The organism is Vibrio methylphosphonaticus (assembly GCF_023634655.1).
Taxonomy (GTDB): domain Bacteria; phylum Pseudomonadota; class Gammaproteobacteria; order Enterobacterales; family Vibrionaceae; genus Vibrio; species Vibrio methylphosphonaticus.
The window spans coordinates 38,940-54,554 of record NZ_JAMKMS010000008.1 but is presented as its reverse complement, the minus strand read 5'-3'; the positions used below and the strand labels follow the sequence as shown (position 1 = coordinate 54,554).

Genomic DNA, 15,615 nt, shown 5'->3' with positions numbered 1-15,615 from the left:
GATAAACAGAAGCCGTTTAGCGTCCAACGGATAGCACAATCTTACCGACATGATTTTTCTCTTGGAATGCAGATTGAGCTTGTTGGATCTGCTCTAATCTAAAGGTTTTGGCGACCAAAGGTTTAATGCGGCCTTGTTCAATATGTTGAACCAAATTACCAAAAACTTCTGGCTCCAATACCGTACAACCAAAAAAACTCAGATCTTTTAGATAAAGAGTTCGTACGTCTAATTCAACTAATGCCCCGCCAATAGCCCCCGATACCGCATAGCGCCCCTTAGGACGAAGTACCTCTAAGAACTGCGGCCATTTTTCACCAGCCACTAGGTCAATCACGACATCAATGCTATTGATACCTAGCACATCCACTAGATGGTCATCTCTATCTATTACTTGGTCTGCCCCAAGAGTAAGCACTTGCGTACTTTTGCTTAGACTTGTAATGGCAATGACCGTCGCACCACGAGCCTTAGCAAGCTGAATCGCGGCAGAACCTACTCCACCTGATGCACCAGAAATCAGCACTCGCTCCCCACTGCGAACATCTGCTCGAGTTAACATGTTCTCGGCAGTCGAGTAGGAACAGGGAAAGGACGCCAGCTCTACATCACTGAGCGTTGAATCGACGTTGTGGGCATGTTGCGATGAAATCACGGTGTACTCCGCAAAGCCACCATCACACTCCGAACCGAAGTACCATGGTGGGTTCATAGTTTCGCCATTGACGTCGTAGAGACAAGGTTCAATGAGTACACGTTCGCCAATTCGGGCTTCATTGACAGACCGACCAACCGCGACAATTTGGCCACACACATCGGCACCTTGAATACGAGGCAGGTTCAATGCATTTCCTCCCCACCCCGCATCATCGCTGTTATTATCATTTTTTGAATACCAACCAATACGAGTATTAATATCGGTATTATTAACGCCGGCGGCAAAGACCTGAACAAGCACTTCATGATCGTTTGGCGTCGGAACGGGGATATTAGCGCAATACTCCAACATCTCAGGTCCACCGTGCCCCTTCAAAAGCACACCTTTCATCGTTAACGGTACTGCCATCATTATTTCTCTCCTTTTAACAAAGTGAGCACAGTCGCATGTGCCGATTTTAACGTTTCATCACCCATAATTGGCCAAGCATTCGACACACCTTCATGGAGTAAGAACAATTGCATGGCAAGATCATCACGTAAGCTTTGCCCTCCCAGAAATCGTCTCACTTCCTCTTTATGTGCCTTCACGGTTTGGTTGATGACGGCATGCTCAGGAAATGCTGCGATGGCACTCATCGACAGACACCCATTTTGAGCATAACTTTCCATCCATTGTTTAAGCTTGTTAAAAATATGCAGAACCGCGTTAACCCCTTTTTCAGGTGAGTCCGCTAATAAAAAATTGAGGTAACGTTGATGTCGATGTTCCAACGCCGCCACGATCATGTCTTCTTTGGAAGGGAAATATTTGTATAAGGTTCTTAAGCTCACGCCACAAGCAACTTTAAGCTGAGCGACACTCGGCTCGGCAAAACCCTGCTCGCTAAATGCTTGCTCCAAACTGGCCGCAATTTGTTCTTTCATCGTATGACCTTTAGGTAGAACGTTCACTCTACACAGAGTAGAACGAACGCTCTACTTTTGTCAATCAGCAAAAATTACGCTTCCCATTGAATCGCCCCAGTGTTATACCTATATATAACACCAAATCACGCAAGGAAGATATTCATGACGAATTGGCACGATCGCCAACCGATTTTTCGTCAACTGGCTGATCACATCACTCAACAAATCCTGCAAGGGGTTTGGCAAGAGGGTCAGGCCTTGCCTTCGGTACGAAGCGTCTCTGCGAATATGAAAATCAATCACCTCACCGTCATGAAAGGCTATCAATTGCTCGTTGACGATGGGTTGGTAGAGAAGAAACGCGGTCAAGGTATGTTTGTGATTCCCGGTGCAAAATTAAAACTTTTAGCCGATGAAAAAGCGCGCTTTCTTCAACAACAAATACCGCAAATCGCCGCCACATTACAACATCTGGATATGTCACTGTCAGAGTTTATCCAGCAACTAAAACCACATCTTGAAGGTGATCAATGAGCGCACTTGTTAGCGTAAAGCACGCATCTAAGCAGTATCATACAAAGGCTGAAGCCTTACATGACGTGAGCTTTGAATTACATGCCGGCCAAGTTCTTGGTCTGCTCGGACATAATGGTGCCGGAAAATCGACCTTGATTAATGCCCTGCTTGGCGCGCACCAATACCAAGGTACTATTCGTATCAATGGTTTTGAGCCCGTCACGCAACGCGATCAAATCATGCAAAGCTTATCTTACATCTCTGATGTCAATGTGCTGCCAGGTTGGATGACGGTCGCGCAGCTTCTCAATTATACCGAAGGCGTTCATCCGAGCTTTAACCGCAATAAAGCAGACGAAGTCCTTAACCAAACCGACATAAAATCCCGAGCACGCATCAAAACCCTTTCGAAAGGAATGAAGGTTCAATTGCACCTCGCGATTGTGATCGCCACCAATACGCAAATTTTAATTTTGGATGAGCCCACTCTTGGGCTGGATCTGGTCTACCGAGACACATTCTATCGCCATCTATTAGAGTGGTTTCACGATGGCGAGCGAGCGCTCATCATTGCCAGTCATGAAGTAGCGGAAATTGAGCATCTACTCACCGATGTGTTGATTCTTAAGCATGGCCGCCCAGTCCTGCACACTTCAATGGATAGCATCAGCGATGATTACTTTATTCTTGATGCTAGTGATGAACATAAAGAGCACATTGCAACCATGAACCCGTTATCTTCTCAAAAAGGGCTAGGCACCACTAAGTGGCTACTTTCGTCTCAATATGCCTCACAAGCCCAAGCGCTTGGGGAGAGGTATGGCGTGAAGTTAGCGGATCTGTTTTTGGCGCTACAGAAGGAGAAAGTGTAATGCGTTCGACTGTTGCTATGTTACGTAAAGAATGGTTAGAAAATCCGCTGGTTACGCGCGTTCCTTTGTTTATGTTTGCCTGTGGATTGCTCCTTTTTGTCACTTTGATGAGCAGCTCAACCTTACAGCACAATCTATTTTTTCAAATGAATTTCAGCGGCGATGTCAGTGAGATTCATAGAGAAATGGGTGACGACGTCAATATGTTAATCGCGGGTGGTGTGGGACTACTTTCCATTTTACTTGGCACCCAATATTTCCCTAGAACACTTCGTAAAGAACGTGTGGAGGGCAGCCTGATGTTTTGGCGCAGTATGCCCGTTAGCGATGTAAAAACCCACCTCGTTAAACTTGTGTTTGGTTTATTGGTGATTCCTTTGGTGTGCTCGATATTGGTCTTTTTTGCCGATCTGATGCTGTGGATGCTCAATGCCTCAACTGACCACCAGCTGGCGCTGCTCTATCGTCATGCATCTCTCATGGACGTTGTGCTCAACTGGTTTTCATTTTGTTTGAGAATGGCAATAGCCGGCGTTCTTCTATTGCCCTTCGCACTGACCGCAATGGCGATTTCGCAGAAAGTAAATTCACCACTATTGGTGTTATTAATTGCCATTTATGCGCTACGCTGGATGCCAATCGCACTATTTGGTTATTACGGTGTCGACCAGTTCTTTTCCAACATATTCTATTTACCTCTGCATGCCATTCTTGCCGCTAATCCACTGAGTGCCATACCCGAAGCGGGTTGGGCTCACATCGCGATTTACGTGGGCATTGGCGTGTTGGCTTGGATGACGAGCCTTAGATTTCGCCGAACCGTGAGATAATCCGTTTAAGATATGAGAACAAGCGAGGAGACTATCCTCGCTTGTTTTATTAAAACTTCACCCCAACAGTCACGCCAAACTGGGCGTTTTCTTTCACCGGAGTTCTTGCTTCTTGATTATCTGTCAGATAAAGGCTCTGTACTCGTGTATCGACATAAATACCTAACGGTGCAGTCAGCCTAATACCCGCCGCGGATGTAAGATAATTTCCTGAGAAGCTCTCTTTATGAATACCAGTACCTTCATGGTTCGAGTTCGTAGGAACGGCAATCGGTCCGGTATTGTATAACTCTCTGCTGCCACTCACATGCGCGCCGCCAATCGCAACGTAGGGCTTGAGATCCCAACTGCCGCCTAAATTGAACGCGTACCCTACCTCACCTTCAAGTCGAGCATCATAGCCATCAGTATTGCCACCAGAGTAAACACCGGATGAATACTGGTTATGCTCGCCTTGAAACTTCATCAATGACGTATTAATTGAGAAGATCCTATTAAAATCATAGCCAAATTCGATTTTTGGCTGCGCTTTTAGTGTCCCTATCGTATCCACTTTCATCCCTGTTGTTGCGCCAGCGCCTATTCGAAAGCCTGTATAGTCATTGCTCGCGTGAACCATACTTGAGCAGCCAACCATCAGTGCAACTAACAGTACTTTTTTCATTTTAAAACCTCAATTTTTTGGAAAATGGTGCGCCAATCGACGCAAGTTACAACCCTCTAACCCCGCATTAATGCGGGGGAGAAGGAGAGGTCAGTTAATGATTACTCAGAGCGAAATGAGTCAGTTCAACTGGCAATTTAATGGTTTCTACAGGGCATTCATGCGCGAGGCTTTGGTCTCGCTTGGCTACCCGTTCTAATGCCGCTTCCTCCCATCCTTGGATGCGTTTTGTCGCGTCTCCATGTATCGGCTCAACCCCCGTGTCATATCCCTCGATAAACACGTCGTTATTCTTAATCTTTGAGTAACACGTATGCTGGTCACCATATGGACAATTTGATATCACCACATACACATCTTTTTCGGCATACCATTCAATGGCTGTGCCATCCTTAACTGGTGGCGTTGGGCACATTCGAGCGCGAGTGATACGATTTTCATCTTGAGTAAAACGGTTACCTTGAAAGATATTCCAATCATTACGGTCTGAAAAAAACTGAATCACTTCCTTTCGAATCTCCGAGTCTTCAATGTTGGCAATAGCCGGATTACGTCCAAATCCGTGAAGAAAGTTTTCATGGCATGAATTACGCACGTTCTCTTTGCCTTGAGCTAAACCGATCAGTTCTGGTGAACAATGCGCGGCCAACCAAATATGAGAGAACTCTTCTGGCAACTCATCATATGGAAACTCATCTTCGATGAGTGTTGCCATTTTTTCGAAATGGCGACTTTGAGACCAAATACCCGAATAAAGTCGCTGATTTAAGCCTTCGACTGCCGTTGAACTTAGGTGGCAACTGTATTGCTGTAGATCTGGCGTCACCATCAATACGTCCATAATTTGGGTACGTCCATTGTTGCCGTCTGCATTTGGACGCTGCTCAATACGAATGACTTGCCCTTTTTTTACTAAAAATGCATTTCCGGTTTCCGCTTTGAGTACATCCGTGTAAACCCGTTGTCGGGTCCCTTTCGATTTTGTAGCTCTTACTCTTTGATAAAATTCAAGATCCGGACTAATAGCTCGCGCAAACGTTGCTACCGGATCGACATCCGAGTTATAGCTAGAATCGAAATTATCTAATTGAATTGCAGTTTTTTTGCACATAAGTATTTACCTATGATGGCAACGTCCATGTAGGCGATGGTCGAGGGTTCCGGGCTCGACGTCTAAATAAGTGTCTAGCATCCTTGCTCTAATGGCTCTCCCTTTAACAAACCCGTTCTCACTATTTGTAGCTAGACGGTTTGAGAATATTTTGAATTTTTTGCTTTAACATGCTGACTAACGGCTTTCCTAAGATAGCAATGGAGACAAAGAGAACCACTTCATTAGCAGCAAAACTGATCCCTGCTAAAGAGAGCGTATCGGCTGCTGGCCAGTTCATTGATGTCCCCAAAGCGCCTACAAGCGCGGGTACCGCAAACATGCCTATGTTGGTCAATATGAAGGCGGCTAGTGCCACCTTCTTTAGTGGTGTATCGACCAACGCTTTAATGCCTGTTTCTGGTTGATGTGACATACCGACCCCAAGTTACTTAATTGAATTGTCTTTCGTCGCAATGCGCTCATAAATACGCTGTTCCCATCCGCCAATCTTGCCAAGGTGCATAGTTTCTGGCTTGATTCCAGTATCAAAAACGCTGACGTAAACTGGATTCGGTTTTGCCTCTGGATAAGGCAGAGCTTGGTCCGCATAAGGGCAGTTACTCACAACAACATAAATATCTTTTTCCGCATAAAACTCGCAGCCTACGCCATCTGCAACAGAAGGAGTGGGTGCCAATACGCAACGAGTAATCCCATTGTCGTCTTGCGTAAATTTATTAGGCTGGAACATATTGACATCATTTCGATCAGCGAACATTTGCACGACTTTACGACGCTCAATTTCGTCTTCCATCGCGGCAATAGCCGGAACACGGTTAAAGGCTTGGATAAAGTTCTCCTGACAGCTGTTTACATTCCCTTCTTCGCCGTAGCACATGTGCAGCCATTCCGGACAACAGTGCGCTGCAAAGAAGATATGGCTAAAACCGTCATCCATTTTTTCATAAGGGAACTCATCTTCAACCAGAGTGACCATTTTCGCCATATTGCTCGAGGTCAGGGGTAACAAAATGCACATCGATAATTTGCGTGCGGTTATTATGCAAGCTCGGGCGCTGTTCAAAACGAATCACTTGGCCGGCTTTCACTAAAAATGCGTTGCCCGTATGGGGCAGTAGAATATCGTCATAGACATGCTGGCGAGTTTCAAACGCTTTTGTGCCGCGAACATGGTCATAAAATTCAGTGTTTGGAGAAACTTTACGCTCGTATGTTTTTACTGGGTCAATGTCTTTGTTATAAACCGATTGGATGTTAGTCGTCATAGTGTTTACCTTCTCGTGTCACCTAGTTGAGCGCATCCATTCAATGTTGTTGTCAGTGCGTGTTTAGCGCTTTCCCCTCTGACACCGACTATATTAGTCATTTTTTTTAAATACAAATTCAGTAAACCTTAAGAAAAACTGACAGGTCATACATGCAACGTCGGCTTGGTAGACGAAGTTGCAACGGACAACCAATGCTCTACTATTAAGTAGAAAGAACACATTCACTCTATAAGGTGTAAATATTACTGACATGTTGACCGTCAACTTGCTACAGCTTCAAGCCTTTGTCAGCGCCGCCGAAACGGGATCATTTTCCGCTGCCGCCAGAAAGATGAAGAAAACCCACTCAGCGATAAGCATGACCATCTCCAATTTAGAATTAGACCTGAATCAAGAGTTGTTTGACCGCTCCACGCGAAACCCAACCTTAACGCCAGCAGGAGAGCTACTTCTCAAAGAAGCCAAGCTTGTTGTCGCGCAATGTGAAAACTTTGAAAGGTTGGCAAATGACATTGAGCCAGAAGAAGAGGTCGAATTTACGCTCGCGCTAGATAGCGTATACAGCGTCCCTTTTGAAAAAGAGATATTGGCGATGCTGGCAACGCAGTTTCCCCGCTTAAAACTCAAGCTGATTGAGAAGACCTCATCGGAAGTGATCAGCTCGGTCATAAAAGAGCAGGCTCATATTGGATTCACCTTACTAGAGCAACCGATATTCAGTAACTTGGGGTCCATTGCCCTCCCCCCAGCTGAATTGTTATACGTTGCCACGCCGGAACATCCGCTAGCATCCCTAGAGACCGTGTCTCTCATCGACTTAAAACGTCACCGACAAGCTTACTTACCGAATCACGCCAATAACAATGAGACGGCAATTTCGCCGAACATTTGGGAATGTGAATCCATCTCTGCTGCGAAAACAGCCATCGGTTATGGGCTATGTTGGGGCATGGCTGTCGAGCCCTTTATTCGGCCTCAGATTGAATCTGGTCAGCTAGTTAAGCTCAATGTCGAGCCATCACTGAAAAAACAAATACCCGCGGCCCTAATATGGAAGGTTGGCGCGGAAACAGGGCTGGTTCACAATGCGATCAAAGCACTCTATGGATTTGGTCGGTAAGCCTCACATTCTGGCACTTAAAGCAGTTTAATACGCCGATAAGCATTGCTTATTACAATTATAGAAAATGGTGAATATTCAACATTACAGCGACTTGTTATAACTATGCCAAAAGCAACCACCATTTGGCAGACCCCTATGAAATACATAATCCCAGCTTTAGCGATTCTTACTCTCTCAGGCTGTAACTCATCGACAAACGATACAACCGTTAGCCCCCAAACCCCTCCGGCAACTCACCTACCTCAAGGAGATACGCCAGAAAGGCCTCACCCAGATGCAGGTCTGCCCGGTCACCTTCCCGGTGATTTAGTTCCTGACAGATTACCAATCACTTGGTACCCTGAAGCCAGCAAACGCTATGGGATGTCTATTGAGGCGTTAGATGCAGTGTGCCGATATAAAGGTGAGCATCCGCAGATGGATATTCATATTTCCTGCCAATGGGAACAAGAGCAACTCACTATCGTTTACTTTACTTCACGTGGTGAAATAGAGCCGTCCTACTTTTATGATCATGCGTTTATTTGGGTTGTGAATGACGATCAAATCTCTCAAGGTAATATATGGCCAGCCATTAATCACAATGCCGTTGGACTAGAAGGACGCACGCTCATTGTCGCCCCTGATGCTGCAAGGTTTAATATTGCACTGCAGTGTGAAAATGAAAAGTGCAAGAATATTACCCATATGCTTAATAGTGAAGCAAACCAGACTCGCATTCTATCCGATGGTACGCCCTATTATGGCTCAACGGATTTTAGTATGAACATCTATAAACAATCTGAAACTTTCTATTTCCATGCAAGCTACCAAGAGTTAGATACTAATGTCGTTCATACTAATACACTGCATCTTCTCGACGACTTCCCAGCGTTAATGCATGAAGTTTTAGCGCCGGCTTTCGGTTATTAAGACAAAAGTATGCAGCGGGCTTTATACGCAAAGGTTGTCTAAAAGCAACATAACACGTTTAGTATTTAAGTATTTACTAACCCCGTTTATGTCGCTTTGCGTCATCCACTTAAATTGCGCTTGAGCCTAATCCAAATTAGTCTTGTTGGTTTCAAATATGTTTTTAAATGACTGAATCAACCATTGAGTGAGCGGGTTTTTTTCACATCGTGGATGACAATAGCTTTTCACGTCTGCGATGATACTTTCTTCAAGCTGCTCGACGGGTAATAAGCTAAGTAAAGGGTACTTTTCAATCGGGAAACTGTCTGTTGAAATAAAGAACATATCCGAATCTTGGACAACATCCAGTATCACCAAGGGGTACTCTGAACTAAACCCAACCGTAATGTCATACCCATATTTTTTGAAAAATGTCACTGCAGGGACGTCGGGGCCGTCGTTGTAACCTTTAATATAGAGACGCAACAATTGGTAATTTGCCAAATTTTCTAAAGTGACCGCTTGTTTTGTCAGAGGATGATCTTTGGCAACTAGAATCGCAGGAGATATTTGAGTAATGAGTTCAGTGGAAAGTGACTGAATATATGCCATATCTTGCGCTTCATGATAATTCATCCCGAGGTCAACACTACCAGCTTCAATATCCTTAAAAGTCTGTTCCCCCCAAACAACCAAGTTAATTCTAAGGTTTGGTGCGCGCTGAATAAAGTATCGGTACACTTCGCTACCCAGACTAAAGACATGCGCTGGTGCCAATGCAATTGTCACCTCTTGATCCAGTTTCTGTGGGTCAAATTCGTCCTTATGATTGAGGATTGCAGATAACCCTTCTAAGTAAGGCTCTACTTTCAGCGCTAACTCTTCAGAATATGGGGTGGGAGCAAGCCCATTTGGGACTTTAACAAAAAGCGGGTCATCAAACTGAAATCGCAGTTTCTTTAACGCTTGGCTAATTGCAGGTTGTGAAACAAATAAACGCTCAGCAGCCTTTCGTGCGTTTTTTTCTTGATGAAGAACAATGAAGGTACGCAAAAGATTAAGGTCTATATTGATGAATCGATTCTTAGCCAACGTGTCATCCCATACACAAATATTGTTGTGATATTAGCACAGTAATCTAGGATTAGTTGCGTAAAAACCTATTGTTTAAAATGCTATTAATGATACTCGTACCACTCAAGAGACTAGGCGTGACCGCTCAAAATCAACGATTTTATATAGAAGCATTGAGCAAAATTAATCACCAAGCTGCATACCCCCAAATACTTATTACCACTGTCCTATAGTAAACCTAAGATCACCTTATAAAGGATAGAGTAATCGTCACATCACCGGCGGTTTCACTGAGCAGAACTTTAGCGACCGATTCTACCCTTTAATAGGTTGCGTTGAGCAAGCAACCCAAAGCAAATCACGAATTCCACACAAAAAGACTCTCAGTGACTAACGAACTTGCTACACTCGTGGTTCTGTTTCATCAAGGATTGAATATGGCAGACCTACTTTCTTTTAGCCTAATTATTATATTATTAGTCATGTCTCCGGGTCCCAATGGGGTGCTCATTCTCAGAAGTACCTCTCTGTTTGGGAAAACGGCTGCACTTTGTAATATTGTTGGCTTTATTCTCGCCATGTTTGTTCAGGCTAGTTTAGGGATATTTGGAATCTCGGCGATATTGCTAGGCTCTCCGTACTTCTTCAACACGTTAAAATACATTGGTTCAGGCTACTTTTTATACGTAGGCATAAAAATGCTTGTCGGTTCCTTTGGTACGAAGGCATCAACAAGTGTACCCGGCTTGAAACACTACACCGCCCCCAAAGCATATAAATCCGTTCTTGAGGGCTTTCTCACTCAGTTTTCAAACCCCAAAGGTATACTGTTTTATTTGGCGGCCTTTCCTCAATTCGTCGACTTTGATAACTTCCGATATTTCGATGCCTATCTATTGGTAGCGATTCACGGCGTTGTGTTATTGACTTGGTTTTATACCGTGGCACTCATTATTCTAAAAATGAAAGGTAATGTACAAAATTCGGCAGCAGGTACCTGGGTCAATAGAATCGCAGGTATGGTAATGATTTATTTTGGGTGTGTACTGTTTTTGCAGTAACCATACCGTTTTTACAAACAAGGAGTCTACCTCCAGTCCACGCACTAACATCATTAGCAGTGCTAAAAGCTGAACTTCATTTTTCAACACTCAACAAAGGAAAACTCCCGCGGGACTCTTGGGATAAAAATCAACAATATGGCCACTTACCATGGACGTCATGTTGCGATTGTAATATGAAAATGTGCTTTCTCAACCTTATTCAAACAACCCGACCAATGATTGCCCGCCAAACCATTTAAATATCAAATCAATTCTCACCTTTTTTGTTAACTCCCTCGCAAGTCATCCATTTTGACGGCTGATGGGATACACACAAACCATGCATAGTTACTAGAATACAGCCCTGTCTATTTAAGGGTAATATCATGAAATTAATAATAAAAACATGTTTAATCACGCTAGGCCTCGTTTCTCTAACAGGTTGCGTATCTTCCAAAAATGCACAACAAACCGCACCGGATATTAATGCCAATACACAGTACAGTGACATCAGTCTGGCATTCCATGATCAGCGTCCTTACATCTTAGATAACGACAAAACCGTCGCATTTGAAGGCATAATACGCTCTGGTTTTGGGATTCCTTATTCCTACGAAACCTACACCAAGCAACCGTTAACCGATTATCTCTCAGATAGATTGTCTGCAGGTTTTGAAAAAGCGGGGGTCGACGTCACACAAGTCATTACGACACCGCTGATGGACACGACTGAAGTTAAAAGTGCCTTAGTCAGTGCCGGTAATAAGTCTATTTTGTTTGAAATGCGCAACTGGAAGTATGATACCCACGCCTTTAGCGATGGCGTGTATATTGATGTCACGATGACCATCTTAGATTCGAAAGGAAAATCGCTGCTGACTCGAGTTTATAACGTAGAGGATAATATCCCAGACAATGGAGGAGATTCCATCATTAACAATGTCCAACAAGCGTATCAAACCCGATTTGAAACCATCTTTGCCGAGCAAGATGTCTTGGATGCGTTAAAGAAATAGCCATTCTTTTCATAAAAAAGTGCTCAACATTATCTGATGTTGAGCACTTTTTTGCGGCGCTGAATTTCACGCCTTCAATATAGCCTGTCCACGACTATAGCTAATCCACTACTATCGCCAATCCACTAGCTCACTATTGAGCCTGAGCTCTCATGTATTTTACCACGTCAAATACTGCTTCATATTCTTTGTTGAAGTGATCGTACGGCGCAGGTAACTCAGACTGAATCATGCTATTAATCGCCACGATAATGCCTGACTCAGGATCCGCCCAAATCAATTGACCCGCCCAACCACTATGGCCAAGGCCATACTCATTCATAATCGCCGATTTATAATAGCGACTTTCGATGTGCGTCAACTCTGCGGGTACTGGCTCTCCCTGTTTGTTTGCCACTTTCATATCCTGAATAGCTTGCTGCTTGTCACTAATCAGTAAGCGCCCATAACGCGCAAAATCAATGGTTGAAGACATCATCGACGCGCCAATCACCGGCGTTCCAGCAAAATCGGTACCCATAAAGACGGTATTTTCTCCCCCAACCTCGTGAAACAAGTCACGAATCTGCTGATCAAGCCCTACGCCAGTTGCCGACTCAACCAACCAGCCAAGTACACTGGTATTGATGGTGGCATAGTTTGCAATGTCGCCTTGCCACTCATTGCTTTGCCCCATCTTCTCTATCGACTCAATCCAATCACGCAATTCCAAGCGCTCATCGTTACGCTGCATACCGATCACACGCTCATCCTTGTCAAAGTTCGCGAGCGCTTTGGGATCGCCTTTATACGCTGCCAGCTCAGCCACCGAATGATTCACATTCATCGCCGCCACATCACCAACCGTTCTCCCTTTAAATCCAGTACCAATAGACGGGATATATTTTTCAACTTTATCAGTCAGCTTAATTTTACCGTCAGCAATGGCTTTATTGAGCAATATATAACCTATTGACTTAGTTGCTGATTGGTCTGAAAACGTCGTCGAACGATCATGGCCATTACGGTATTGCTCTAGTAACACGTCGCCGTTAGCCGTCATCACGACGATACTGCCTGTCGCAGGGTGATTCAATAAGCGAGCAACTGAAGGAATCTCATGTAAATGGTAGTCACGTTTTTGGTGATCAACCGCAAACACATCTTGTGCGTTAACCGCGATTATGTTTGGGTAAAAACTCGGCATCATTGCTTGGCCAACATGTCGCTGTTGCTGCCAGCTATCAATGGTCACGGGAACCTGATTCGATGGGGTACCGTTCAGATTGGTATTATTAGCAAAAGCATTATCGGCAAAGGCAAGTCCAATCGAGGCAGCTAATGAGGCAACCACAGCGATGGTTTTCATGGGTTTTTTCATAATGTACTCCTTCATGTTGCAAGGTACTGGTTGAAAGTCCGTTTATTATCTATATTATTTTCATTAGTAGTTACTAGGTTTCCTATGCATTAATCATAGGATGAAATGGTGAGTCGTATCATGATTAAACCGGATTTACTGAAATCTTTTATTGCCTCTGCCGATTGTGGCTCCTTCAGTGCCGCGGCGCGTGTACTAGGCAAGCATCTGACTACGGTCAGCGGTAATGTCGCCAAGCTTGAAGATGATTTGGGCGTGATGCTATTTGACCGAGAAGGGAAATACCCGCAACTCACTGAGGCGGGCCGAAACCTATACGATGGCGCAAAAGTGGCCGTTGAGAGCATCGAGCGTTTCCAGCGTAACGCCCAGCAACTCTCAATTGGTATCCCTGCGACAATGATGATAGCCATTGATGAAGAATTGGAGCTTCAGCCATTTCTATCGTTACTAAAAGCACTGCAAAAAAACTGGCCACATATCGCGCTAACCATACTATCTCTACCCCCAGAAGACATTCTTCAACGGGTTCGTGAACAGCGTATCGATTTAGCGATTACACCAACCTTAGAAGGAAACAGTCAGTTTTACGAGTTTCGCGCGATCGGTAACTGCATGATTGATATCGTTTGTGGTCGGTCACACCCATTGGCGAAGCAACGCACTATTAGCAACGACGACCTGATGGCGTACACTCAACTTATTGCTCCCTCTACTCGCAGCCTCACCGTGCTGCGTGAAAGCGCAAAAATGTCCTCATCAATACTGGAAAGTAACGGCTATCATAATTTCCTTTCTCTGGCTCGCGCCGGGTTAGGTTGGGGCTTTTTACATCGATTAAATCAGCAACCAATCCATGATATCGTTTCAATCCGTCCAGAGTTTGTACAAACTCAATTACAAGTTCAATACGACGTGATCTGGCCAAAGAACCACCCACTAACCGAAGTGCACTCGTTTATCATTGAGCACATCAAACATGTTTTTCAAACCAAGCCTTTGAGTAAAAATAGCGATGCAAATTAATGCCCTCCCTTAAGGAAACGATAACTACGCTAAAAAGTTAAAATTAAAGTTAAAGTATAGAAAAATCGAATGGTAACTAACTCGAAGTATTAAAGGATCAAAAATAACATAGGGCACTCTCTTCCTTATATCAGAGGTCCTTATGCGCCAATCCAATAAGCTTACAGTCTGCTTACTTCCCTTGGTACTAGCAGCCTGTCAACCCAAAACCGAAACCATCCCAGACGCCACCCTATCGGTCAATGTGCTCACGATTACAGAACAGCCGTATTATCATCAAGAACGGTTTATTGGAAAAACCGCAGCCATCCATAAAGTGGATATTGTTCCCCGAGTCTCGGGTTACTTAAAATCACGTCACTTTACCGAAGGAGAGCGAGTCAATAAGGGAGACTTACTATTTGAAATTGACCCGGCATTGTTTGAAATTGAGATATTACGCCTAGAAGCGGCATTAAAAGAAACCACCGCTGATTTTAATATCATCGACCAAAAGCACCAAAAAGCCATCGCCCTCGTCAAAAAGCAAGCGCTCTCCTCTTTAGAATTAGATCAGCTCACCGCTGAACGCACCTCTTCTCTTGCTCAAATCGACGCCGATAAAGCTGCACTCTCACGTGCCAATCTCGAACTCTCGTATACCAAAATCAAAGCACCCTTTGACGGCATCATTGGCGCGAGTCAATTTAGTTCAGGCGCATTAGTAGGACCAGACCATCAGGCATTAACTCAAATTGTAAGCTTTGATTCGGTATACGTTAATATTCAATTAGATGAGAAACAACACGTCAATAACTTACAAGAACAACTCATCAACGAAGGTGCGTTTTCCACACCAAACTTTACCCTTCAACTCGCCAATGGCGCGCAGTATGACCATCAAGGCGAGTCAAACTTTATCGACAATCACATGGATAGCCTAAATGGTACAATACGCTTTAGAGTCAAATTCCCCAACCCAGATAACTTACTGATCCCAGGTCAATTTGTCACAGTAACGAGCATAGATAGCCAGCCGACTTCGGCTATCTTAATTCCTCAATCAGCGATTCAGGAAGACCAACAAGGCCGCTATGTTCTCGTCGTGAATGATCACAATATCGTCGACGCTAAATATATACAGGTCAGTGAACGAGTTCGTGACAACTGGCTGATTGAATCTGGAATATCCGCAGGTGAGCGTGTCATTGTAGAGGGACTACAGAGCTTAACGTTAGGCATGGAAGTCGATGTGAATAAGAGAGGATAG

At 44.3% G+C, this 15,615-nt stretch carries 18 protein-coding genes; 9 read left to right on the top strand and 9 right to left on the bottom strand.

The features are described 5' to 3' along the window. Window positions 1–16 precede the first annotated feature (16 nt). Window positions 17–1,072: an alcohol dehydrogenase family protein gene (locus M9196_RS11105; protein ID WP_250617752.1), complete on the bottom strand. Its 1,056-nt coding sequence runs from the start codon at window positions 1,070–1,072 to the stop codon at window positions 17–19. Next, entirely contained in the window at window positions 1,069–1,584 is a 516-nt protein-coding gene (locus M9196_RS11100; protein WP_250617618.1) for a TetR/AcrR family transcriptional regulator, read from the bottom strand. The genes M9196_RS11105 and M9196_RS11100 overlap by 4 nt, the downstream gene beginning before the upstream one ends. A gap of 144 nt (window positions 1,585–1,728) precedes the next feature. Here M9196_RS11100 and M9196_RS11095 point away from each other — a divergent pair, with 144 nt between their 5' ends. Genes M9196_RS11095 through M9196_RS11085 form a run of 3 tightly spaced genes read left to right on the top strand, consistent with a single transcriptional unit; the run spans window position 1,729 to window position 3,784 of the window. After that, complete coding sequence (locus M9196_RS11095) at window positions 1,729–2,100, top strand: GntR family transcriptional regulator (RefSeq protein WP_250617617.1); 372 nt, start codon at window positions 1,729–1,731, stop codon at window positions 2,098–2,100. Then, window positions 2,097–2,954 carry an ABC transporter ATP-binding protein gene (locus M9196_RS11090; protein WP_250617616.1) on the top strand — a complete coding sequence of 286 codons (858 nt, stop codon included), beginning with the start codon at window positions 2,097–2,099 and terminating at the stop codon, window positions 2,952–2,954. The genes M9196_RS11095 and M9196_RS11090 overlap by 4 nt, the downstream gene beginning before the upstream one ends. Then, the gene (locus tag M9196_RS11085; RefSeq protein ID WP_250617615.1) at window positions 2,954–3,784 is read left to right on the top strand and encodes a hypothetical protein; all 831 of its coding nucleotides are present in this window, start codon (window positions 2,954–2,956) and stop codon (window positions 3,782–3,784) included. The genes M9196_RS11090 and M9196_RS11085 overlap by 1 nt, the downstream gene beginning before the upstream one ends. A 49-nt stretch (window positions 3,785–3,833) precedes the next feature. On the opposite strand, the gene M9196_RS11080 is transcribed toward M9196_RS11085, so the two are convergent. The 5 genes from M9196_RS11080 to M9196_RS11060 form a co-directional block, all read right to left on the bottom strand. Further along, window positions 3,834–4,448, bottom strand: coding sequence for an outer membrane beta-barrel protein (locus tag M9196_RS11080; protein ID WP_250617614.1), 615 nt, complete (start codon window positions 4,446–4,448; stop codon window positions 3,834–3,836). Window positions 4,449–4,542: 94 nt separating this feature from the next. After that, entirely contained in the window at window positions 4,543–5,559 is a 1,017-nt protein-coding gene (locus M9196_RS11075; RefSeq protein ID WP_250617613.1) for a DUF1989 domain-containing protein, read from the bottom strand. A gap of 121 nt (window positions 5,560–5,680) precedes the next feature. Further along, the gene (locus M9196_RS11070; RefSeq protein WP_250617612.1) at window positions 5,681–5,974 is read right to left on the bottom strand and encodes a hypothetical protein; all 294 of its coding nucleotides are present in this window, start codon (window positions 5,972–5,974) and stop codon (window positions 5,681–5,683) included. A 12-nt stretch (window positions 5,975–5,986) separates the two neighbouring features. Continuing rightward, the gene (locus M9196_RS11065) at window positions 5,987–6,547 is read right to left on the bottom strand and encodes a hypothetical protein (protein WP_250617611.1); all 561 of its coding nucleotides are present in this window, start codon (window positions 6,545–6,547) and stop codon (window positions 5,987–5,989) included. Next, entirely contained in the window at window positions 6,522–6,827 is a 306-nt protein-coding gene (locus M9196_RS11060) for a hypothetical protein (RefSeq protein ID WP_250617610.1), read from the bottom strand. Before M9196_RS11060 ends, M9196_RS11065 begins: the two co-directional genes overlap by 26 nt. Before the next feature lie 253 nt (window positions 6,828–7,080). Between M9196_RS11060 and M9196_RS11055 the strand changes: the two genes are divergently transcribed. Both M9196_RS11055 and M9196_RS11050 read left to right on the top strand, forming a co-directional pair. Continuing rightward, complete coding sequence (locus M9196_RS11055) at window positions 7,081–7,950, top strand: LysR family transcriptional regulator (protein ID WP_250617609.1); 870 nt, start codon at window positions 7,081–7,083, stop codon at window positions 7,948–7,950. A gap of 138 nt (window positions 7,951–8,088) precedes the next feature. After that, window positions 8,089–8,865, top strand: coding sequence for a hypothetical protein (locus M9196_RS11050; RefSeq protein WP_250617608.1), 777 nt, complete (start codon window positions 8,089–8,091; stop codon window positions 8,863–8,865). Between the two features lie 126 nt (window positions 8,866–8,991). Here the strand turns inward: M9196_RS11050 and M9196_RS11045 are convergent, their stop codons facing one another. Next, window positions 8,992–9,939, bottom strand: a complete 948-nt coding sequence (locus tag M9196_RS11045) for a LysR family transcriptional regulator (protein WP_250617607.1) — start codon at window positions 9,937–9,939, stop codon at window positions 8,992–8,994. A 419-nt stretch (window positions 9,940–10,358) separates the two neighbouring features. On the opposite strand from M9196_RS11045, the gene M9196_RS11040 reads away from it, so the two are divergent. Both M9196_RS11040 and M9196_RS11035 read left to right on the top strand, forming a co-directional pair. After that, window positions 10,359–10,982 (top strand): LysE family translocator, encoded by a 624-nt coding sequence (locus M9196_RS11040; RefSeq protein ID WP_250617606.1) that lies wholly within the window; start codon window positions 10,359–10,361, stop codon window positions 10,980–10,982. A 368-nt stretch (window positions 10,983–11,350) separates the two neighbouring features. Further along, the gene (locus tag M9196_RS11035; RefSeq protein WP_250617605.1) at window positions 11,351–11,980 is read left to right on the top strand and encodes a hypothetical protein; all 630 of its coding nucleotides are present in this window, start codon (window positions 11,351–11,353) and stop codon (window positions 11,978–11,980) included. Window positions 11,981–12,113: 133 nt separating this feature from the next. Here M9196_RS11035 and M9196_RS11030 read toward each other — a convergent pair whose 3' ends face one another. Beyond that, window positions 12,114–13,340: a serine hydrolase domain-containing protein gene (locus M9196_RS11030; RefSeq protein ID WP_250617604.1), complete on the bottom strand. Its 1,227-nt coding sequence runs from the start codon at window positions 13,338–13,340 to the stop codon at window positions 12,114–12,116. A 120-nt stretch (window positions 13,341–13,460) separates the two neighbouring features. Between M9196_RS11030 and M9196_RS11025 the strand changes: the two genes are divergently transcribed. After that, entirely contained in the window at window positions 13,461–14,366 is a 906-nt protein-coding gene (locus tag M9196_RS11025) for a LysR family transcriptional regulator (protein WP_250617603.1), read from the top strand. Between the two features lie 142 nt (window positions 14,367–14,508). Continuing rightward, a complete protein-coding gene (locus M9196_RS11020; RefSeq protein WP_250617602.1) occupies window positions 14,509–15,615 on the top strand; it encodes an efflux RND transporter periplasmic adaptor subunit in 1,107 nt (368 codons plus the stop codon).